General features: G+C 68.0%; 21 protein-coding genes and 2 tRNA genes. 13 read left to right on the plus strand and 10 right to left on the minus strand.

From position 1 onward, the window contains the following. The first annotated feature begins 24 nt into the window (after nucleotides 1-24). Entirely contained in the window at nucleotides 25-444 is a 420-nt protein-coding gene (locus tag ACFE71_RS06730) for a DUF2147 domain-containing protein (RefSeq protein WP_375428035.1), read from the plus strand. A gap of 34 nt (nucleotides 445-478) precedes the next feature. Here the strand turns inward: ACFE71_RS06730 and ACFE71_RS06735 are convergent, their stop codons facing one another. Beyond that, complete coding sequence (locus ACFE71_RS06735) at nucleotides 479-1,108, minus strand: DNA-3-methyladenine glycosylase family protein (protein ID WP_375428036.1); 630 nt, start codon at nucleotides 1,106-1,108, stop codon at nucleotides 479-481. 72 nt (nucleotides 1,109-1,180) lie between these two features. Here ACFE71_RS06735 and ACFE71_RS06740 point away from each other — a divergent pair, with 72 nt between their 5' ends. Next, nucleotides 1,181-1,498: a 2Fe-2S iron-sulfur cluster-binding protein gene (locus tag ACFE71_RS06740; RefSeq protein ID WP_375428037.1), complete on the plus strand. Its 318-nt coding sequence runs from the start codon at nucleotides 1,181-1,183 to the stop codon at nucleotides 1,496-1,498. 3 nt (nucleotides 1,499-1,501) lie between these two features. Here the strand turns inward: ACFE71_RS06740 and rlmB are convergent, their stop codons facing one another. Both rlmB and ACFE71_RS06750 read right to left on the minus strand, forming a co-directional pair. Then, nucleotides 1,502-2,248: a 23S rRNA (guanosine(2251)-2'-O)-methyltransferase RlmB gene (rlmB, locus tag ACFE71_RS06745; RefSeq protein WP_375428038.1), complete on the minus strand. Its 747-nt coding sequence runs from the start codon at nucleotides 2,246-2,248 to the stop codon at nucleotides 1,502-1,504. Then, nucleotides 2,248-3,855 carry a M20/M25/M40 family metallo-hydrolase gene (locus ACFE71_RS06750; protein WP_375428039.1) on the minus strand — a complete coding sequence of 536 codons (1,608 nt, stop codon included), beginning with the start codon at nucleotides 3,853-3,855 and terminating at the stop codon, nucleotides 2,248-2,250. Before ACFE71_RS06750 ends, rlmB begins: the two co-directional genes overlap by 1 nt. 126 nt (nucleotides 3,856-3,981) lie before the next feature. On the opposite strand from ACFE71_RS06750, the gene ACFE71_RS06755 reads away from it, so the two are divergent. From ACFE71_RS06755 to ACFE71_RS06775, 5 genes are all read left to right on the plus strand, one after another. Further along, nucleotides 3,982-4,068, plus strand: a tRNA-Tyr gene (locus ACFE71_RS06755). Between the two features lie 16 nt (nucleotides 4,069-4,084). Next, on the plus strand, nucleotides 4,085-4,468 hold the full coding sequence (locus ACFE71_RS06760) for an HIRAN domain-containing protein (RefSeq protein WP_375428040.1): 384 nt from the start codon (nucleotides 4,085-4,087) through the stop codon (nucleotides 4,466-4,468). Between the two features lie 82 nt (nucleotides 4,469-4,550). Next, nucleotides 4,551-5,135, plus strand: coding sequence for an SRPBCC family protein (locus ACFE71_RS06765; RefSeq protein WP_375428041.1), 585 nt, complete (start codon nucleotides 4,551-4,553; stop codon nucleotides 5,133-5,135). Further along, nucleotides 5,135-6,322, plus strand: a complete 1,188-nt coding sequence (locus ACFE71_RS06770; RefSeq protein WP_375428042.1) for a zinc-dependent alcohol dehydrogenase — start codon at nucleotides 5,135-5,137, stop codon at nucleotides 6,320-6,322. The genes ACFE71_RS06765 and ACFE71_RS06770 overlap by 1 nt, the downstream gene beginning before the upstream one ends. 103 nt (nucleotides 6,323-6,425) lie before the next feature. Next, complete coding sequence (locus tag ACFE71_RS06775; RefSeq protein WP_375428043.1) at nucleotides 6,426-7,214, plus strand: SDR family NAD(P)-dependent oxidoreductase; 789 nt, start codon at nucleotides 6,426-6,428, stop codon at nucleotides 7,212-7,214. 243 nt (nucleotides 7,215-7,457) lie between these two features. On the opposite strand, the gene ACFE71_RS06780 is transcribed toward ACFE71_RS06775, so the two are convergent. From ACFE71_RS06780 to ACFE71_RS06800, 5 genes are all read right to left on the minus strand, one after another. Continuing rightward, a tRNA-Gly gene (locus ACFE71_RS06780) sits at nucleotides 7,458-7,528 on the minus strand. 56 nt (nucleotides 7,529-7,584) lie between these two features. Next, the gene (locus ACFE71_RS06785; RefSeq protein WP_375428044.1) at nucleotides 7,585-8,973 is read right to left on the minus strand and encodes a glutamate--cysteine ligase; all 1,389 of its coding nucleotides are present in this window, start codon (nucleotides 8,971-8,973) and stop codon (nucleotides 7,585-7,587) included. Nucleotides 8,974-9,672: 699 nt separating this feature from the next. Continuing rightward, on the minus strand, nucleotides 9,673-10,413 hold the full coding sequence (locus ACFE71_RS06790) for a 16S rRNA (uracil(1498)-N(3))-methyltransferase (protein ID WP_375428045.1): 741 nt from the start codon (nucleotides 10,411-10,413) through the stop codon (nucleotides 9,673-9,675). Beyond that, nucleotides 10,413-10,592 (minus strand): hypothetical protein, encoded by a 180-nt coding sequence (locus tag ACFE71_RS06795; protein WP_375428046.1) that lies wholly within the window; start codon nucleotides 10,590-10,592, stop codon nucleotides 10,413-10,415. The genes ACFE71_RS06790 and ACFE71_RS06795 overlap by 1 nt, the downstream gene beginning before the upstream one ends. A 16-nt stretch (nucleotides 10,593-10,608) precedes the next feature. After that, complete coding sequence (locus ACFE71_RS06800; protein WP_375428047.1) at nucleotides 10,609-11,061, minus strand: DUF2147 domain-containing protein; 453 nt, start codon at nucleotides 11,059-11,061, stop codon at nucleotides 10,609-10,611. A 143-nt stretch (nucleotides 11,062-11,204) separates the two neighbouring features. Between ACFE71_RS06800 and ubiA the strand changes: the two genes are divergently transcribed. From ubiA to ACFE71_RS06815, 3 genes are read left to right on the plus strand one after another with little or no spacing between them, the layout of a single operon-like run. After that, on the plus strand, nucleotides 11,205-12,110 hold the full coding sequence (gene ubiA, locus ACFE71_RS06805; RefSeq protein WP_375428048.1) for a 4-hydroxybenzoate octaprenyltransferase: 906 nt from the start codon (nucleotides 11,205-11,207) through the stop codon (nucleotides 12,108-12,110). Nucleotides 12,111-12,148: 38 nt separating this feature from the next. Then, the gene (locus ACFE71_RS06810; protein ID WP_375428049.1) at nucleotides 12,149-13,495 is read left to right on the plus strand and encodes a TldD/PmbA family protein; all 1,347 of its coding nucleotides are present in this window, start codon (nucleotides 12,149-12,151) and stop codon (nucleotides 13,493-13,495) included. After that, nucleotides 13,488-14,279 (plus strand): 3'(2'),5'-bisphosphate nucleotidase CysQ, encoded by a 792-nt coding sequence (locus ACFE71_RS06815; RefSeq protein ID WP_375428050.1) that lies wholly within the window; start codon nucleotides 13,488-13,490, stop codon nucleotides 14,277-14,279. Before ACFE71_RS06810 ends, ACFE71_RS06815 begins: the two co-directional genes overlap by 8 nt. 10 nt (nucleotides 14,280-14,289) lie before the next feature. Here the strand turns inward: ACFE71_RS06815 and ACFE71_RS06820 are convergent, their stop codons facing one another. Both ACFE71_RS06820 and ACFE71_RS06825 read right to left on the minus strand, forming a co-directional pair. Further along, nucleotides 14,290-15,009, minus strand: coding sequence for a hypothetical protein (locus ACFE71_RS06820; RefSeq protein ID WP_375428051.1), 720 nt, complete (start codon nucleotides 15,007-15,009; stop codon nucleotides 14,290-14,292). Next, on the minus strand, nucleotides 15,006-16,223 hold the full coding sequence (locus ACFE71_RS06825; RefSeq protein ID WP_375428052.1) for a toxic anion resistance protein: 1,218 nt from the start codon (nucleotides 16,221-16,223) through the stop codon (nucleotides 15,006-15,008). Before ACFE71_RS06825 ends, ACFE71_RS06820 begins: the two co-directional genes overlap by 4 nt. A gap of 706 nt (nucleotides 16,224-16,929) precedes the next feature. Between ACFE71_RS06825 and ACFE71_RS06830 the strand changes: the two genes are divergently transcribed. The 3 genes from ACFE71_RS06830 to ACFE71_RS06840 form a co-directional block, all read left to right on the plus strand. After that, nucleotides 16,930-17,727 carry a class I SAM-dependent methyltransferase gene (locus ACFE71_RS06830; protein ID WP_375428053.1) on the plus strand — a complete coding sequence of 266 codons (798 nt, stop codon included), beginning with the start codon at nucleotides 16,930-16,932 and terminating at the stop codon, nucleotides 17,725-17,727. Nucleotides 17,728-17,836: 109 nt separating this feature from the next. Further along, entirely contained in the window at nucleotides 17,837-18,298 is a 462-nt protein-coding gene (locus ACFE71_RS06835; RefSeq protein ID WP_375428054.1) for a hypothetical protein, read from the plus strand. A gap of 281 nt (nucleotides 18,299-18,579) precedes the next feature. Further along, on the plus strand, nucleotides 18,580-18,789 hold a 210-nt coding region (locus ACFE71_RS06840; RefSeq protein WP_375428055.1), incomplete at its 3' end, for a hypothetical protein.

Consider the following 18,789-nt stretch of genomic DNA (forward strand, 5'->3'; position numbering starts at 1 on the left):
TTCGCCGAGAGGATGACCCACCCCATGCGCATGCCCCTGCTTGTCGCCGCCATCGCGCTTGCCGCGCCCGCCTTCGCCGCCGCGCCGATCGGGGGACGGTGGATCACGGTGGAGCGCGACTCGATCGTGACGGTCGCCCCATGCGGCGGCGCGCTTGGGGGGAAACTGTGCGGGCGGATCACGACGTTCCTCAAGCGCCCGCCGACGGCCAACCCGGTGGACACCAAGAACCCCGACCCGGCGCTGCGCGGGCGGCCGATCCTGGGCATGGCGGTGCTGAGCGGTTTCGCCGATGCGGGCAAGGACTGGCGCGGGCGCATCTACGATCCCCGGTCGGGGCGGAGCTACAAGTCGATCGTGTCGCGCAACGTCGACGGCACGCTCAAGGTGCAGGGATGCGTCGCTTTCCTGTGCCGCACGCAGGTGTGGACGCCGACGCGATGACGGCGGCGATCGATCGACGATCGCTTCGTTAGTCCTACACCGGCGCGGCGTCAGCGCCCGCGCCGTAATGATGCCAGGTGAAGATCGCCGCCGCGCCGCGATATGGCCGCCATGGCTCCGCGAGCGCGCGGGTCGCCTTTTCGCTCGGGCGGGTGTCGTGGCCGAGGATGCGGCCGACCTCGATCTGGACGGCCAGGTCGCCTGCGGGCCAGATGTCGGGGCGACCCTCCGCGAAGAGCAGGTACACCTCCGCCGACCAGCGGCCGATGCCCTTCACGCGGGTGAGCGCCGCGATGGCCTCTTCGTCCTCCTCCGGCAGGCGCTTCAGGTCGAGACGGCCGGAGGTGACCTCGTCGGCGAGGCTGCGGGCGTAGCCGGTCTTCTGGCGGGAGAAGCCCGCGGCGCGCATCGCCTCGTCGCTGGCGGCGGCGACCGCGTGGGGGTCGCTCGGGTCGCCGACGGCGGCGGCGAGCTTGCGCCAGACCGAGTCCGCCGCCGCCACGCTGACCTGCTGGCCGACGATCGTGCGCAGCAGGGTCGCGTAGCCGCGCTCGCGGATGCGCGGGGCGGGGTGGCCGACGCGGTCCAGCGCGCGCGCGAAAGTAGGTTCCACCAGCGAAAGGGCCTCGAGATCGGCGCGCAGGCGCTCGGCGGTCAAGCCCACGACTTGTCCCTGGCCGCTTGATCCGGCCGCGCGGGGGCGGCATGGCTCGAGCTCGGATTTCGGGAGTGAGACATGCCCAAGCTTATCGTCGAGTTGCGCGGCGGGGAAGAACGCGAATTGAACGGCGAGGCCGGGCTGTCGGTAATGGAAGTGATCCGCGAGGGCGGGATCGACGAGATACTGGCGTTGTGCGGCGGCAACTGCTCGTGCGCGACGTGCCACGTGCATGTCGACCCGACGTTCTTCGGGATGCTGAAAGCGATGAGCGAGGACGAGAACGACTTGCTGGAGTCGACGAGCGAGCGGACGGAATATTCGCGGCTGTCGTGCCAGGTGCAGTTCGGGCCGGCGCTGGACGGGCTGAAGATCAAGATCGCCGAGGAGGACTGAGGGTCAGGGCCGCGTCGCGACCGCGTAGAGGGCGATCGCGGCCGCGTTGCTCACGTTCAGGCTCTCGACCTTGTCGCCGATAGGCAGCTTCGCGAGTTCGTCGCAATGGGCCTCGGTGTTCTGGCGCATGCCTTCGCCCTCCGCGCCGAGCACCAGGGCGATGCGCTGCTCGCCCATCGTGTCGGCCAGCGTGCGCGGGGCTTCGCCGGTGAGGCCGACGCGCCAGAAATGGGCGTCGCGGATCTCGTCAAGCGCGCGGGCAAGGTTGACGACGCGGACCCAGGGGACGGTCTCCAGCGCGCCGGACGCCGCCCGGGCGACGGTGCCCGATTCCGGGGGGGCGTGGCGGTCCTGGGTAATGATGCCGAGCGCGTCGAACGCGGCGGCGGAGCGGAGGATCGCGCCGACATTGTGCGGGTCGGTGACTTGGTCGAGGATCACCAAGGGCCGCCGGTCGCCCTGTCCCTGCATGAGCAGGTCGCCGAGCCATATATCCTCGAGCGGGTCGACCTCCGCCACCAGACCCTGGTGCGGCGCGTCGGCGGGGACGAGGCGGCCGAGGTCGGCGACATCGGCGAACACGACGGGGAGCGAGGCGGGCATGTCGAACGGGGCCAGCGCCTCGCGCGTGCCCCAGACTTTCCGCACCGTGCGCTCCGGGTTGCCGAGCGCGGCGGCGACGGCGTGGCGGCCCCAGAAGCGCGGACGGTTGCCGACGCCGGTCGAAGGGCGGTGTCCCCGCTTGGCCATTATTCGTCCTCGTCTTGCGGGTAGGCGAGCGGATCGGTCGGCGCGGGCCGCGTCGGAAGCGGCGGGCGGGGGAGCGGCCGGTCGGCGTTGGCGGCGCTAAGCAGCACGGAGGCGAGGACGATCGAGGCCTGGCGCAGATCATCGGCCTTCAGGTGATCGAACGTGTCGACGGAGGTGTGGTGGACGCGGCTGTCGTAATCGAGCGGGTCCTGGATGAACTGGAAGCCGGGGATGCCGACTGACTGCATGAAAACGTGGTCGGTCCCCGTGGTCGGGCTGACGACGACCGACGAGGCGCCCATGGAGGCGAAGGGGGCGAGCCAGCCTTGGAGCGTCGACACGACCGCCGGGTTGCGCTCGGCATAGAGCCCGCGGATCTTGCCCGAGCCGTTGTCGATATTGAAATATGCGGCGAGGTCGCGGTGGCCGGGGAGCGGGGTGATCGGCCACTGGTCGGCGAAGCTGTAATAGAGATTGTCGCCGTTCAGCTGCGGGTCGCCTGGGGACCCGCGCGTCGCGAGGTGCCGGCGGATGTAGGCGATCGAGCCGAGCAGCCCCTCCTCCTCCGCATTCCAGAGCGCGAAGCGGATCGCGCGCTTGGGGCGGACGCCCGACGCGCGCAGGATGCGCGCCGCCTCCATCACCACCGCCGAACCAGCCGCGTTGTCGGCCGCGCCGTCGCCCGCGACCCAGCTGTCGAGGTGCGCGCCGGCCATGACATAGCCCGCCTTCGCGTCGGTGCCGGGAATGTCGGCGAGGATGTTGTAGGCCTGCGTGTCGTCGTTGTGGAAGCGGACGGCGGACTCGATCTCGAGGGTGGGGGCGGGGCCGACTTTGGCTAGGCGCGCGAGGCGGCGGTAGTCCTCGGCCGCGATCTCGACGCCGGGAATCGCGGCGGAGCGGTTCGTCTCGAACGCCCAACCCTCGCCATGGACGAGCTTGCCGTCGAGGCGCGACATGGTGGCGTAGGCGACCGCGCCCTCCGCCTTCAGGAACGCGTCGAGCTTTTCGGGGAAGTCGGCGCGGCGGAGGTTGCGGGGAAGCGCGGTGGGATCGAAGCGGGGTTGCTCGAACTTGTCGAGCTTGGCGATCTCCTCGCCCGACAGCCGCTGGACGACGGGGTCGGTCGGGTCGCGCAGGTCGGTGGGGCGGGTGACCATGACGACCTTGCCGCGAAGCTGGCCACGCCATTTCGCGAAGTCGCGCTCGCGGCGCATCGGCGCGACGATCACGGGCGCGGTGACGCGCGTAGGCGGCGTCCAGGCGATCGGGATGGCGGTGAGCTGGACCGGGCGCGGCGCGGTCATGCGGACCGACGAGCGGTCGATCGACCAGCCGCGACCGAAGGGGAAGCCTTCACGGTGGACGTTGGTCAGGCCCCACTCGCGGAACTTCCCTTCCGTCCACGCCTCCGCCGCGCGCATCTGGGGCGAGTTGGGGAGGCGCGGGCCGATCACGTCGGTCAGGTGCTGCGCGGTGGTCATGACCTGGCTGTGGTTGGTGCCTTGGTCGATGATGCGGTTGGTGTTCGCGTCCTGCCCAAAAGCCGGGGTCACGGCGGCCGGGGTCGCGAGGAGGACGGCGAAGGCGAGCAGCAGGTAGCGCAAGCGTTTGGTTCCTTCGAAGAGCTTGCTCGCTGCTATGCGGGCCGACGCCGTCGCGCAACCGCCGCGCTCGTTGACACCACGGAGACGCTTCGGCATGGAGCCGCCTCGCTTTCGAGCGGCCGGACTGGACAGGTGGCCGAGTGGTTAAAGGCAGCAGACTGTAAATCTGCCGGAGTTTCTCCTACGTAGGTTCGAACCCTACCCTGTCCACCACCTTCCCGGCGACGCGATGACCGAGCTCTCACTCGCCGTGGTCGGCATCGACTTTGCCAACCCCGACAAGTCCCGATCCAACCGCCGTTTCGAGATCGCGCTGTGCCGTCCCGGCGATCCGGTCGAGCTGCGCCCCGAGCCGAAGAACCCCGCCGATCCGCGCGCGGTCGCGGTGCATAGCGAGCGGGGCATTCGCATCGGCTACATCACCGCCGAACGCTGCGGCCTGATCGGCAAGTGGTTACGCGAAGGGGCAGAGTGCCGGGCGGTGTTCCAGGAGGCGGGGCGCTACCAAGCGGTGATCCGCGCGCGCTTCGGCGGCGGGGAGCCGACCTTGCCGGAGCGCGAGGCGGCGGCGGAGCAGGACGAGTACGCTCAACCCGATTGGGACGACGGATAACCGCTTATTTCTTTCCCGATCAACGGGAACGCCTGACTCGGTCCGGCGGTTAGCCCTCCCGAATGCTTAACGGGAGCCCATCATGAGCGAGCTATCCCCCCATCCGGCCGATAGCGGCCCGGCCGCCACCTCCAAGGGCGACGCCGTAGGCGAGACTGCGGCGAGCGTGCCCGAGGCGAAAGGTAAGAGCGCGACCGTGCAGGCGGTGACGATCAACAGGCCGGTCAGCGAGATCTATGGGTATTTCCGCAACTTCGCGAACCTGCCGACCTTCATGGAGAACGTCGTCTCGATCGACGTCAAGGATGACAAGCTGTCGCATTGGGTGGTGAAGGCCCCGGCGGGCCAGACGGTCGAGTGGGACGCGCGGGTCACCGACGAGCAGGTCGACAAGTCGATCGCCTGGACGAGCGAGCCGGGCGCGAGCGTCGCGAACTCCGGCCGGATCGAGTTCCGGGACGCGGGGCGGCGAGGCACGGTGGTGTCGCTCACCATCCTCTACACGCCGCCCGGCGGCATCATCGGCAAGCTGATCGCCAAGATGTTTCAGCGCGAGCCCGCCATCCAGGCGCGCCGTGACCTCGCCCGTTTCAAGCAGCTGATGGAGACGGGCGAGATCGCCACCTCCGCGATGAACCGTGCACAGTATGAAGAGGAGATGGCCTGATGCGCGCGCTCACCTGGCACGGCAAGCACGACGTCCGCATGGAGACGGTCGACGATCCCGAGATCGTCAACCCGCGCGACTGCATCATCAAGGTGACATCGACGGCGATCTGCGGGTCCGACCTTCATCTGTACGACCATTACATCCCGACGATGCAGGCGGGAGACATACTGGGCCATGAGTTCATGGGCGAGGTGGTCGAGGTCGGGCCGAAATCGACGCTGAAAAAGGGCCAGCGCGTGGTGGTGCCGTTCGTGATCGCCTGCGGTTCCTGCTACCATTGCTCGAAGACGCAATATTCGGGCTGTCCCAACGGGTTGCCGGCGGACAATCAGGACATCGGCCGCGAGGGTTACGGTCATGAGACGGCGGCGTTGTTCGGTTACAGTCACCTGACAGGCGGCTATGCCGGCGGTCAGGCGGAATATGTCCGCGTGCCGTTCAGCGACATCGGCCCGATCGTGATCCCGGACGGGGTGGCGGACGACAAGGTGCTGTTCCTGTCGGACATCCTGCCGACCGGCTGGATGGCGGCGGACAACGCGCAGATCGAGCCGGGCGATACGGTCGCCGTCTGGGGTTGCGGCCCGGTCGGGCTGTTTGCGGTCCAGTCGGCGTTCCTGATGGGCGCCGAGCGCGTGATCGCGATCGACCACTTCCCCGCCCGGCTGGAGCTGGCGAAGAGGTTCGGGGCGGAGACGATCAACTTCGAGGAGACGGCGACCTACGATGCGCTGATGGAGATGACGGGTGGGATCGGGCCGGACGCGTGCATCGACTGCGTGGGGCTGGAGGCGCACGGCGCGTTCTTCGACAACATCGTCGATCAGATCAAGGCGTCGACGTTCCTGGGCACCGACCGCATCCACGCCATCCGCCAGGCGATCATCGCGTGTCGCAAGGGCGGGCGCGTGTCGATGCCCGCGGTTTATGGTGGCCTGGTCGACAAGTTCCCGCTCGGCGCGTTGATGGAGAAGGGGCTGACGCTGAAGACGGGGCAGACGCACGTCCAGCATTACATGCCCGCGCTCCTCAACGCGATCATGGAAGGCAAGATCGACACCGAGTTCATGATCTCCCACCGCATGGATCTCGAGCACGCGCCCGCCGGCTACAAGGCGTTCCACGACAAGCAGAACGAATACACCAAGATCGTGCTCAAGCCGGGCACGGGGCTCCCCGCCTAGTTCCGCTCCCCTCCCGCCTCTGAGAGGGGCCGGGGCCCGCCTCTTGGACGTTCCCTCCCCCAACCCCTCCCGCAAGGCGGGAGGGGAGCAAAGGAAGAAGATAATGGCCGACAAGTTCGCGATCATCACCGGGGCCTCGACGGGCATCGGTTTCGAGCTGGCGACGCTCGCCGCCAAGGACGGGTACGACATCCTCGTCGTCGCCGACGAGCCGCTGATCGACGCCGCCGCTGCGGACTTCAAGCAATTCGGGACGCAGGTGAGTTCGGTCATGGCCGACCTGTCGACGATCCAGGGGGTGGACCAGCTGCTCGACGCCGCGAACGGGCGGCGGGTGGACCTGCTGTGCGCCAATGCGGGCCACGGGCTAGGGCACGCGTTCCTTGACCAGCAGGTCAAGGACTGGCGGCATGTCATCGACACCAACATCACGGGCACGATCTATCTGATCCAGCGCGTGCTGAAGGACATGGTCGCGCGCGACGAGGGCAAGCTGCTCGTGACGGGGTCGATCGCGGGTTACATGCCCGGCAGCTTCCAGGCGGTATATAACGGCACCAAGGCGTTCGTGGACAGCTTCGTCGCGGCGATCCAGAACGAGGTGAAGGAGTCGAAGGGCGTCACGATCACCAACCTGATGCCGGGGCCGGTCGATACCGAGTTCTTCGCGCGTGGGGATATGCTCGATACGTCGGTGGGAGCCGATCCCAACAAGCGAGATCCGGCGTTGGTGGCGAAGGATGGCTGGGACGCGTTGATGGCGGGGAAGGCGTCGGTGTTCTCGGGGCTGAAGACGAAGGTCCAAGGGGTGTTGGCGAACGTCATACCGAACGCGGTATTGGCGGAGCAGCATCGCGGGATGGCGGAGCCGGGGTCCGCGAAGGACGGCTGACGCCACCCCGACGTCGGACTTGTCCGAGCGCGGCCGGCGTCGCGAAGCTACGTCCGACGACGCGGCTTTGCCGCGGCGCTGTGCCGGGCGATTATTACTCGCCAAAGCACTCACATGGATCGCCGGTGGAGAAGGGTCTTGCGGCGGAGCCGCGCCGTCGGCCGAGACGCGGGGCACGGCCCCTTGCTCGCCGTCCGCGCTTGCGCGAGTCTTGCGCCATGAGCGCAAGCCGCGCTGCGCGGGAGCGGGTGAAGGGAATCGAACCCTCGTCATAAGCTTGGAAGGCTTCTGCTCTACCATTGAGCTACACCCGCGCGCCTTGCCGGATAGCCAAGCGGGTCGGTTGGCGCAAGCTGCGGCGGACCGGGGCCTAGAAGCTCTCCTCCGCATATGCCCGGCCCACATCGCCGGCCCATGCGCCGTGATAGCGGTCGAGCATGCGTTCGGCATGCGTCTTGCCCGAGCGGACGACCTCGCGGAGCGGGTCCAGGAACCCCGTCTCGTCCTCGCCCGCGGCGTTGGGGCGCCCGCGCGCCTTCAGGCCGGCATGCGCAATGTCGAGTACCTCGGCGGCGATGTCGCGGAGCTTGCCGCCGCCCGGTAACGGCGCGTCGAGCGCGAGCCTGGGTACCGCGTCGCGGAGCGTCTGGCGGTCGCCCAGCGACCATCCCTTGACCAAGTCCCACGCCGCGTCGAGCGCGCCCTGGTCGTAGAGCAAGCCGACCCAGAGCGCGGGCAGCGCGCAGATGCGGTTCCAGGGGCCGCCGTCCGCGCCGCGCATCTCCAGGAACGATTTCAGCCGCACCTCGGGAAAGGCGGTGGAGAGGTGGTCGGTCCAGTCCTCGATCGTCGGGAGCTCGCCGGGCAGGATGGACAGCTCGCCGCGCAGGAAGGCGCGGAAGCTCAGCCCCGCCGCGTCCAGGTAACGCCCGTCGCGACAGACGAAATACATCGGCACGTCGAGCGCGTAGTCGCAGTAGCGCTCGTACCCGAACCCGTCCTCGAACACGAAGGGCAGCATCCCCGTGCGGTGCGGGTCGGTGTCCGACCAGATGTGGCTGCGGTAGCTGAGCATTCCGTTCGGCTTCCCCTCGGTGAAGGGCGAATTGGCAAACAGGGCGGTGGCGAGCGGCTGGAGCGCGAGGCCGACGCGGAACTTCTTGGCCATGTCGGCCTCGGACGCATAATCGAGATTGACCTGGATGGTGCAGGTGCGGAGCATCATGTCGAGGCCCATCGTGCCCACGCGCGGCATATGGTCGAGCATGATCTTGTACCGGCCCTTGGGCATGCGCGGCAGGTCGCCCCGCGCCTTGTCGGGCCACATGCCCAGCCCGAGGAAGCCGAGCCCGAGCTTCTCGCCCGCCGCCTTCACCTGTTGCAGGTGACGGCCCGTCTCGGCGCAGGTCTGGTGCAGCGTCTCGAGCGGCGCGCCCGATAGCTCGAACTGGCCGGCGGGCTCCAGGCTGACCGATCCGTCCGCGCCCGACAGCGCGATCACGCGTGGGACCCCGTCGGGTCCCACCTCCTCGACGGGGGACCAGCCGAACTCGGTCAGCGCCATCAGTAGATCGCGAATGCCGCCGGGCTCATCATAGGTCGGCGCGCGGTGGTCGGCGGTGCGATAGACGAACTTCTCGTGCTCCGTCCCGATCCGCCAGCGTTCGGCCGGCTTCTCGCCGCGCGCGAAGGTCTCGATGAGCTGGGCCCGCGACTCGATGGTAGGCGAGCGCGCGTCGGTGTCGGTCTTGGTCGTCATGAACCGCGCCTTACGCGCGGGCGCGGGAGGCGGCTAGGGGTGGGCGGGTCCGCTGGGCGTTCGTCGGCGATTGAGGCCGAAGGTAACGAAAGTAACGCTAGTAACGGCGTTTCGCGCCGGATCGGGAGCTGCGAAGGTCGGTCGCGATCATAAGACCGAGCGATTGGCTCTGCATGCCCCGAAGGCGGCGTAGGTATGGTGGTCAATGCACGGATAAGAAAAAGCGACAACCCGGCGTGATCCGGGTCGCGATTTAGCTGCACCAGTTACAGTCCTGTAGGACAGCACTTTATGCGATTACCACTTCCGATCCTTAGTGGACGTTCGCAGATTATTTGGCTGTTAACTTACGCACGGTGTCAACGCGGTCGGCACCCTCCATGTTCGCCCGTTCCTGCGCGGTGAATAGCCCACGTGGGATAGTCGAGCGACATGCCACCACGACGCGCTTCGCCACTGTCTGAGCCGTTTGCCTAGAGAGCGGGTTGGTAGCACGCGCTCGCGCTTGGTCAGTTTGGGTTGTGAGGCAGCTAGCTCGCTCCTCAATCCACCTAGCTGGCGTCGTCGCCGGAGAGGCAGCCGAAAACGCTAAAGATGTAGCATGGGCAAGAAGGCGCATATGACGGCAACCTCGTGACAATCAGGCGCTGAACTTACGCGCGGCCATGTCCACTAACTACCACTATCTGACATCATCGCTTACCAATCCCCCGCGACGCTCATCCACACCGCGATCGCCGCCGCCGCCGCCGTGTCGGCGCGGAGGATGCGGGGGCCGAGGCCGATGGCGACCGCTTGGGGAAGCGCGCGGATCGCTTCGCGTTCGGCGTCGTCGAAGCCGCCTTCGGGGCCGATCAGAATCGCGGCGGGGCCGGGGCGCGCGCGCATCGCGGCGGCGGCGGGTTCGCCCCCGGCCTCGTCGGCGAAGAACAGCGTGCGCTCGGGCGGCCATTCGCGGAGGAGGGCTGTGAGCTTGACCGGTCCGGCGAGTTCGGGGAGCGCGGTGCGGCCGCATTGCTCGGCGGCCTCGATCATGTGCGCGCGGAGGCGGTCGGTGTTGGGGTTCCCCACCACCGCGCGCCGGGTGAGGACGGGGACGAGCCGCGCGACGCCGAGCTCGCACGCCTTTTCCGCCATCCAGTCGACGCGGCCCTTCTTGAGCGGGGCGGCGCAGAGCCACAGGTCGGGCACGGGCTCGCGCGGGCGGAGCAGCGTCCTAAGCTGGAGTTGGAGGTCGCGCTTGCCCGTCGCCTCGACTACCGCGAGCCACTCGCCGGTGCGGTCGTCGAATAGCTTCACCGCGTCGCCGATCTTCAGCCGCATCACCGACAGCAGATAATGCGCGGGTGGGCCGTCGATGTGGCGCGGGCCTTCGTGGAGTTCCTCGTCGACGAACAGGCGGGGGGTGGAGCGGGGCGGCCAGGCCGGGACGGCGGCCATCAGCCCCGGGCTCGCCGCGCCGCCGCCCGCATCCGCCACAGCTTGCGCCCGAGCATCCATGCGCAGGCCAGCCCCAGCATGCTAACGATCGCGACCGCCGCGATGCCGCCCGCGACGCGCAGGATCGCCCAGAACAGCGCCTCGATGAAGCGCCCTATCGCGACGGACAGCCCGACCATCGTCAGCGCGCGGCCGTCAGCGGACCCGAGTCCATTCCTGCGTCTTGCAGCCGAACCCCGCGAACAGGCAGCCCTCCGCCACCAGCGTGTTCCGGTCGACCTGCTCCAGCGACCCCTCGACCGCGCGGCCGAGATCGGGGACGTAGACCTCGCCGTACCACAACCCGCCCTCGCCGCGTTCCAGTCCACGGAACAGGTCGGTGCCGACGAGGCGCGGGGTACCGCCCTCGGCCGCCGCTTGCTGCGCCACGGGCGCGGCCTGGACGACGCGCCCGCATAGGCCCTGGCCGCAGCGCTGGACGCGGATGCGAACGGTGTCGCGGCCGTTGCGCCACACGCCCTCGGGACCGGAGGCGCGCTGCGCGGCGGGGGCAGTAGTCGCGACAAGCGAGGCGAGCAGGAGGGCGGGGAGGAAGCGCTTCACGCGGGGAACATAGGGCGGGTGGCGGGTGGGGGGAAGCGGTCGCACTTACTCATCCCGTCATGCCGGACTTGATCCGGCATCCCGCTATTATCCTGCGTAAGCGCCCAAGAAGAAGCGGGACCCCGGGTCGAGCCCGGGGTGACGGGGAGTGAGGTGACGGTGTGTGTAGGCGGGGGTAAGCGGGCGACATGACCGGCCCGATCACCCCCGACAGCCAGCATCGCGGCCTCGTCTCGCGCCTGCCGCGTCGGTTGCGCGGTTTCGCGCTGCTCGCGCGGTTCGATCGGCCGATCGGGTGGTGGCTGCTCTTCTGGCCGGGGGCCTGGGCGGTGGCGCTGGCGGGCGGGGCGGTGGCGCGGTGGGAGCTGCTCGCGTGGCTGCTCGTCGGGAGCATCGCGATGCGCGGGGCGGGGTGCGTGTATAACGATATCGTCGACCGCGATCTCGACGCCCGCGTCGCGCGGACCGCCGCGCGGCCGATCCCGAGCGGGCTGGTGTCGGTGCGTGCCGCATTGGCGTGGCTCGTGGCGCTGTCGCTGGTCGGGCTGGTGGTGTTGCTCCAGCTTCGCTCGCTCGCCGCGCTCGTCGCGATGGCGAGCCTCGCGCTCGTCGCGCTCTATCCGTTCATGAAGCGGATCACCTGGTGGCCGCAGGCGTGGCTGGGGCTCGTCTTCTCGTGGGGCGCGCTGGTCGGGTGGGTGGAGGTCGCGGGCGGCTTCGGCCTTGCGGCGGCGGCGCTCTATGCGGGGTCGGTCGCGTGGGTGATCGGGTACGACACAATCTATGCGTTGCAGGATGTGGACGACGACGCGTTGATCGGGGTGCGGTCCTCCGCGCGGGCGCTCGGCGGGCGGGTGCGGGGTGGGGTGGCCGGGTTCTACGCGGTCGCGGTCGGCGGGTGGGCCGTGGCGTTCTGGCAGGTGCGACCCGACCCGCTCGCGCTCGTGGCGCTGCTGCCCGTTGCCATGCATCTTGGATGGCAGGTCGCCACGCTCCGACCCGCCGACGGCCGGAACGCGCTGGAGCGATTTCGGAGCAACCGCACCGCCGGGCTGCTGCTGTTCCTCGCCTGCCTCGTGGTCGGCACGGCCTGACGGTTGCGCGCCCCGGAGCGGGGGCTTAACGCGCGCGCATGCTGACCCCGACCCAAGCGCGCGACCGCGCCCACGCCATCGTCGAGCGCGCCACGGCCGCGGGCGCGGACGCCGCCGACGCGGTGTTCGCCGCCGACGCTTCGCTCGACGTCTCCGTCCGGCTGGGCAAGCTCGAGGATGTCGGCCGCTCCGAGTCGGGCGAGCTGGGCTTGCGCGTCTTCGTCGGCGCGCGGTCGGCGAGCGTGTCGAGTTCCGACTTGTCCGACGATGCGGTCGCGACGTTGGTCGAGCGCGCGGTGGCGATGGCGCGGGAAGCCCCCGAGGACGTCCATGCCGGGCTCGCTCCCGCCGAGCGGCTCCTGCGCGGAAGCCCGCCGATGCTGGATCTGGAGGATACGGCCGATCCCGACCCGCAAGCCTTGCGCGATCTCGCGCTCGCCGCCGAGGACGCCGCGCGCGCGGTGCCGGGCGTCACCAACAGCGAGGGCGGGTCCGCCAGCGCGTCCCGGTCCGTCTGGGCGCTCGCCACCTCGCATGGGTTCGCGGGCGCGTACGCCACGACCGGATACGGCGTGTCGGCCAGCGTGCTGGCGGGGGAGGGCAGCGGGATGCAGCGCGACTACGCCCATCACGGCGCGCGCCACCTGAGCCGGCTCGATGCGCCCGAGGAGATCGGCCGCCTGGCGGGCGAGCGCGCGGTGGCGCGACTGAACCCGGGCAGGCTGCCGTCTGGCGAGGTGCCGATCGTGTTCGACCCGCGCGTCGGGGCGTCGCTCGTCGGGCACCTGGTCGGCGCGATCGGGGGGCAGGCGATCACGCGGCGGACGAGCTTCCTGCTCGACGCGCTCGGCACGGCGGTGTTCGCGCCCGGCGTCACGATCCGCGACGACCCGCACCGGCCGCACGGCCTGCGCTCGCGCCCGTTCGACGGGGAGGGGCTGCCCGTCTCGCCGACGTCGATCGTCGAGGACGGGGTGCTCCAGACCTGGCTGCTCGATTCGGCATCGGCGCGCCAGCTGGGGCTGGAGCCGACCGGGCACGCGTCGCGCGGCGTCGGCGGGGGGCCGGGCGTGTCGACCAGCAACCTGTTCATGGCGGCGGGCCGCGTGCCGCGCGCGACGCTGATCGCCGACATCGCCGACGGCGTGCTCGTGACCGAACTGATCGGGATGGGCGTGAACGGCGTGACGGGCGATTACAGCCGCGGCGCGTCGGGATACCGTATCGTGAACGGGCAGGTGGCGGGGCCGGTCGCCGAGTTCACGATCGCGGGCAATCTGGTGGACATGTTCCGCGCGCTCACTCCGGCGAACGACCTGGAGTTCCGCCACGGTGTCAATGCCCCGACGATCCGGGTCGACGGCATGACCGTCGCGGGTGGCTAAGCGCGCGGACGAGCTCCTGCCCGCCGTCGCCGCGATCGTCGCCGATGCGGGGCGGATGGCGATGGCCCGGTGGCGGACTGACTTCGACCGGTGGGAAAAGGCGCCCGGCGATCCTGTGAGCGAGGTCGACCTGGCGGTGGACGCGCAGCTTCGGGAGGCGCTCGCCGGCCTCATGCCCGACGCGGGGTGGCTGTCGGAGGAAACGGTCGACGACGCCGACCGGCTCCGGCGCGAGCATGTGTGGATCGTCGATCCGATCGACGGCACGCGCGACTATATCCGGGGACGTGCCGGTTGGGCTGTGTCGGTCGCCTTGGTCGAGCGCGGGCGGGTGGTGCTCGGCGTTCTTGATGCTCCCGCCCGAGGTGAGGCGTGGACAGCGGTGCTCGGCAGGGGAGCGCGGCGGAATGGCGAGGCGCTTCACGCCAGCGATCGGGCGGCGCTTCTCGGCGCGCGCGTACCGGCCGACACGCTGCCCAAGGCCGACCGCGACCTTGTGGCAGCACCCAAGCCGAACTCGATCGCGCTGCGCGTCGCGACGGTCGCGTCCGGCGAGGCCGATTTCGTCGCCACGCAGCGTTGGGGGCACGAATGGGACATCGCGGCGGCCGCGCTGATCGCGAGCGAGGCGGGGGCGATCGTCACCAATGCGCTCGGCGAGCCGCTCGGCTTCAACAAGCGCGATCCGCGGGCGTTCGGGTTGATGATCGGCGCGCCGGGCCTTCATGCGGCGGCGCTGGAACGGTTCGGTCCCAGGGCGCGTGCGATCCTCGCCGCGGCCTGATCGCCCAAGCCTATCCGGTCTCGTCGCCCTTGTACTTGATCTCCAGGAATCGCCCGCGCGTCGCCAGGCTGTCGAGATCGCCCTGCGCGAGCCGTTCGGTCATCGCGGCGATCTCGCCGTCGATGAGGCGCAGGCCGTCGACCAGCTGCGCGTCGGGGGTGCGGCCGTTGCGCGCCTGTCCCCGGAGCGGCTGGGGCACCTTCTGGTACTCGCCGACGAAGGCGGGGAGCTGTTCGCCGATCAGGCGGCGGAGTTCGTAGGCCGCCTCGCCCTCGTTCTCGACGCGCGCGAGCTGGGGCGAGAGCGTCTCCAACCGCACGCCGATCTGGTCCACCAGCGTCCGCGCGGGTGGGGGCAGGGCGGGGCGCTGCGCCTCCAACCAGCGTTCGGTCTGGGCGGGGAGCGCCTTGATGTCGACCTCGCGCAGCTTTCGCTCGGTCGGCGCGCGCGGGGCGGGCGCCATGGCGATGGCGAGCGTCACCGCGACCATCAGCAGCAGCACCGCCAAGCCGCCGAACAGCCCGAGCGGCATCGCGAACCCGACCACCATGGCCGCGATCAGGATCAGCGCGTTGGCGACCGCGATCGCCACCAGCCGTCGCCCGACCGAGCGCGCCTTGCGCCGCACGCGCTTGGTATGGCCGCGATAGTCGCCGGAGACGCGCGCCATCACCTCGCGCGCGCGCTCGATCTGCGCATCGACGTCCGATGGGCCGCGCGGAGTCGTCACACCGACTCGAGCTTGAATTGGCTCGCTCCGGGCCCGCTCAGCGCGCCGGCGTTCTGCGCGGCGCCCTCGGCGCGGGCGATGTAGCCGCGCGACCGCTCGACCTCGCCCGACAACGCGTCGACGGTGGTCTTCATCGAATCGAGCGCCTTGAGCTTGAAGGTGTCCACCGCGTCCATCGTGTCGTAGATGTTCTGGAACGCGCGCTTGAGCGTCTCCAGCGGGATCGTCGCCGACGCGGCCTGCTCATGAATGCGCGCGGTGTTGTCCTTGAGCAGCTTGCCCGTCGAGTCGATCAGCCCGGCGGTCGTCGTGTTGAGCGCGGTGATCGATTCGAGCACCAGCTTCTGGTTGGTCAACGCCTGCGCGACGGTGACCGCGGTGCGGAGCGCCGAGACGGTGGTGGTCGAGGCGCGGTCGACGCCCTTCACCAGCTCGACATTGTTCTTCTTGACCAGGTCGAGCGCCAGATAGCCCTGTACGGTGACGGCCATCTGCGTCAGCAGGTCCTGCGTGCGCTGGCGCGTGTAGAAGAGGGCGGTCTCGCGGATCGCCTTGGCCTTGGCCGGGTCGGTGTGGTCGAGCTCGCCGGCCTTGTCCTCCAGCTTGCCGTCCATGGCCTTGGACAGGTGGATCATCTGCTCCAGCCGGCCCATCGCCGCCCACAGATTGGCGCGCTCGGTGTCGATCGCGGCGTTGTCCATCAGCAGCTCGTCCTTGCCGCTGGCGAGCGACTTCAGGATCGCGGCGATGTGCGTCTGCGACGATTTGTAGCTGTCGAAATAGTCGCGCATCTTGTTGCCGAACGGGATCATCCCGAACAGCTTCTTGGGCGAAGTGAGCGAGCCGCGCTTGCCCGGATCGAGATCCTCGACGACGCGGCGGAGTTGGGCCAGGTCGTTGCCCACCCCCGTCTCCTTGTCCATCGCGCGGATCGGGCGGTCTAGGAAGCGGTTCGACTGACCCGCCGCCTCGCGGATCTCCTTCGCTCCCATCGCGGTGATCGCATCGACGCGCCGGCCGAACTCGGGCGAGTTCACGTCCTGCGCCACGAGGTCGGCGACGAACCCGTCGACCCGCTCGTCGAGCTTGGACTTCACCCCCGCCTCGACGGGCACCAGCCCCGCCGCCTTTTCGGCCGCGACCACGGGCACGGGATCGGGCGGGGTGAGCACCAGGTCCGGTGCGGCGGTCATCGTCTCGGTCGCGGTGGCCATGCTCGAACTCCGGTGCGTTGAGCGACGACCCTGGCGGGGAAGCGCGCTGGCTTCAAGTGTATTGTCGCCATAATACGCGATGGGAGTGGTCGTGGGCGGGATACGACGGATGGACCGCTCCAGTGCGCAATGGCGGGGGAGGTGCCGACCGGCCGGTTCGGCTGTCATTTGACGGTGTCACAACCCTTCGAGACTGTTGAAAAACTCGGCTCTTACAAGCTCAGTGTTATAATCGTGCTTCTCACGCCCGATCGACGCACAAGCATTTCGTTCCAATAAGCTTATTCATTCAGAGCTTACAAGAGAGCGCAGTTATCCATCGCAGCCCGAGTTTTTCAACAGCCTCCTTCGGTTTTAACACCGGGTGGGAGAGGACGGCTATCGTCCGCTCTCGGTTCTCCCTCGATCAGCATGACACCCGAAATTGGCCACTCGAACCGCTCGCTGCTTTCTCATTTCTCCGTCTCCGATAGGCAGTTTCGGGAAAACTCAATCGGGAACAAGTTTCGGGAAAACGGCCTTCCGTTGGCGTCGACGCGACCGACCCCGCCTCGGGCGTTCCGATTGACGTTCCTTTGCGGGGAAAAAGTAGTGACCTTGAACCATCGCTAATGACGAGCGTGGCGAAGCCTAGCTATCTCTGGCTGCTCGGTTGTTCCGCCTGTAGTTGGTGATGTAAGGTAGAGGTTGCAGAGGAGGGTCTGTCATGTCGTCCATCACTTCCGGCAATGTAGAACAGTATAGTAACAGCCAGAAGCTTGCCGCCCGCGCTCGCCTCCATAGCGAATATACCATTGCCGAGATGGACTGGTTTCCGTGGGTGGCAAAGCAACTCCCTCTCAACGCTGAGGCTAGCATCCTCGATATCGGATGCGGCCCAGGCTGGTTTTGGGCGGCCGCCGCGAGTGAGCTGCCCAAAAATCTAGAACTCACCCTTTCGGATTTGTCGCCGGGCATGGTTCAGGAAGCTGTTAAGCGATGCCAGCCACTGCCGTTCGCATCGGTCACCGGCAGGCAGGTCGACGCGACTGACCTACCTTTCAAGGACGGGTCCTTTGACACCGTCATAGCCATGCACATGCTTTATCATCTGCCAGACCCGTCAAAGGGACTCGCGGAGATGTACCGCGTTTTGAAACCTGGCGGCTTCCTTGCCGTGACGACGAACGGAGCGGGCAACAGTCGCGAACTGTATGCGCTGACGACCGTGTTCGGCAGCGAACCGTTGGACCCGGCCGGCGCTGCCTTCGGATACGACGCCGCCGAGCGGTCCATGCAGGCCCAGTTCGGCAATGTGAGCATGTCGCAGCATCCGGCCCGCCTGCGAGTGACAGAGCCGGATGACGTATTTTTAGCCCTCACGTCTTATCCGCCTGGTGACAGGGCAGACGAGGCGCAGCTTGCCGTATTTCGGGATGCCATCGCCAAAGCTTTCCAGGCCGGGAATGGTGTTCTTGAAGTCGGCAAGGAAAGCGGGCTGTTCATCAGCCGAAAGGCGGCATGAAGTGAAGCGTTAAGCCATCGCCTTCCCGTTTCTCGATCCCGATGGGAACGCCCCGGTCGTCTCGCGGGCCGTTCGTTTTCTGGAAGAGGTCTGGTGCTATAATATACCGATGACAGTTAGTCCGGCCCTCTCGACGTCGTTGAACGCGATCGGCAACATTATGGTTCAGACGCATGATCCTTGGTGGATCATTGCGAGCGCGGCCGTTGCCCTTCACGGGGCCAATCCCGGCCATGTGGCCGATATTGACGTGCTGTTGAGCGTTGCCGATGCACGACGCATCCTGCCAACGATCGGCATTGAGCCTCGGCAAGGATCAGCGCACGCGGCATTCCGGTCGAGCATCTTCGGCACTTGGACCGGGACAGCGTTGCCGGTCGAGTTCATGGCAGACTTTCACCGCCGATCAGGAGAGGCATGGTTGCCGGTGCAACCGGCGGCGCGACAATCCGTCGAGGTCGAAGGCGTGGTTGTCTTCGTTCCCGACAGGGCGGAGCTACAAGCCATGCTTGCCGCTTTTGGCCGACCAAAGGACATGGAGCGTGCCCAAAGCCTAGCTGCCGTGGCGTAGAGGCTTTCCAGATCAACTATCCTTTGCGGGAATCGCCGGTGTCAAAACCGGTCGAGACCGTTGAAAAACTCGGCTCTTACAAGCTCAGTGTTATAATCGTGCTTCTCACGCCCGATCGACGCACAAGCATTTCATTCCAATAAGCTTATTCATTCAGAGCTTACAAGAGAGCGCAGTTATCTATCGCAGCCCGAGTTTTTCAACAGCCTCGGTCGGTTTTGACACCGGTCCGCCGCCTCGGCTTTTCCGCTAATTGCGAAGTATCGAAATCGTAAGTCGAAATGCTGGCCTGCGAGGTCGAAGGTCAGGGATCGATAACTACCCACGACGCCACTGGGCCGACGTCGCGAGTCCGCTCGACCGGCGCTTGGTCAGCGCCCTTCCCGCATCGCGGCATTTCCGCTATGCGCGCCGCCGACCCCATTCAGGACATCGACATGAACCTCCGCAACGTGGCGATCATCGCCCACGTCGACCATGGCAAGACCACG

It is taken from the genome of uncultured Sphingomonas sp., from assembly GCF_964237155.1.
GTDB lineage: Bacteria > Pseudomonadota > Alphaproteobacteria > Sphingomonadales > Sphingomonadaceae > Sphingomonas.

What these genes read in the sequence shown, in the direction of transcription:
- ACFE71_RS06730 (WP_375428035.1), top strand. Translation starts at nt 25, where the DNA reads ATGCGCATGCCCCTGCTTGTCGCCGCCATCGCGCTTGCCGCGCCCGCC.
- ACFE71_RS06740 (WP_375428037.1), top strand. Translation starts at nt 1,181, where the DNA reads ATGCCCAAGCTTATCGTCGAGTTGCGCGGCGGGGAAGAACGCGAATTG.
- rlmB (WP_375428038.1), bottom strand. Translation starts at nt 2,248, where the DNA reads ATGGCCAAGCGGGGACACCGCCCTTCGACCGGCGTCGGCAACCGTCCG.
- ACFE71_RS06760 (WP_375428040.1), top strand. Translation starts at nt 4,085, where the DNA reads ATGACCGAGCTCTCACTCGCCGTGGTCGGCATCGACTTTGCCAACCCC.
- ACFE71_RS06765 (WP_375428041.1), top strand. Translation starts at nt 4,551, where the DNA reads ATGAGCGAGCTATCCCCCCATCCGGCCGATAGCGGCCCGGCCGCCACC.
- ACFE71_RS06770 (WP_375428042.1), top strand. Translation starts at nt 5,135, where the DNA reads ATGCGCGCGCTCACCTGGCACGGCAAGCACGACGTCCGCATGGAGACG.
- ACFE71_RS06775 (WP_375428043.1), top strand. Translation starts at nt 6,426, where the DNA reads ATGGCCGACAAGTTCGCGATCATCACCGGGGCCTCGACGGGCATCGGT.
- ACFE71_RS06785 (WP_375428044.1), bottom strand. Translation starts at nt 8,973, where the DNA reads ATGACGACCAAGACCGACACCGACGCGCGCTCGCCTACCATCGAGTCG.
- ACFE71_RS06790 (WP_375428045.1), bottom strand. Translation starts at nt 10,413, where the DNA reads ATGGCCGCCGTCCCGGCCTGGCCGCCCCGCTCCACCCCCCGCCTGTTC.
- ACFE71_RS06795 (WP_375428046.1), bottom strand. Translation starts at nt 10,592, where the DNA reads ATGGTCGGGCTGTCCGTCGCGATAGGGCGCTTCATCGAGGCGCTGTTC.
- ubiA (WP_375428048.1), top strand. Translation starts at nt 11,205, where the DNA reads ATGACCGGCCCGATCACCCCCGACAGCCAGCATCGCGGCCTCGTCTCG.
- ACFE71_RS06810 (WP_375428049.1), top strand. Translation starts at nt 12,149, where the DNA reads ATGCTGACCCCGACCCAAGCGCGCGACCGCGCCCACGCCATCGTCGAG.
- ACFE71_RS06825 (WP_375428052.1), bottom strand. Translation starts at nt 16,223, where the DNA reads ATGGCCACCGCGACCGAGACGATGACCGCCGCACCGGACCTGGTGCTC.
- ACFE71_RS06830 (WP_375428053.1), top strand. Translation starts at nt 16,930, where the DNA reads ATGTCGTCCATCACTTCCGGCAATGTAGAACAGTATAGTAACAGCCAG.
- ACFE71_RS06835 (WP_375428054.1), top strand. Translation starts at nt 17,837, where the DNA reads ATGACAGTTAGTCCGGCCCTCTCGACGTCGTTGAACGCGATCGGCAAC.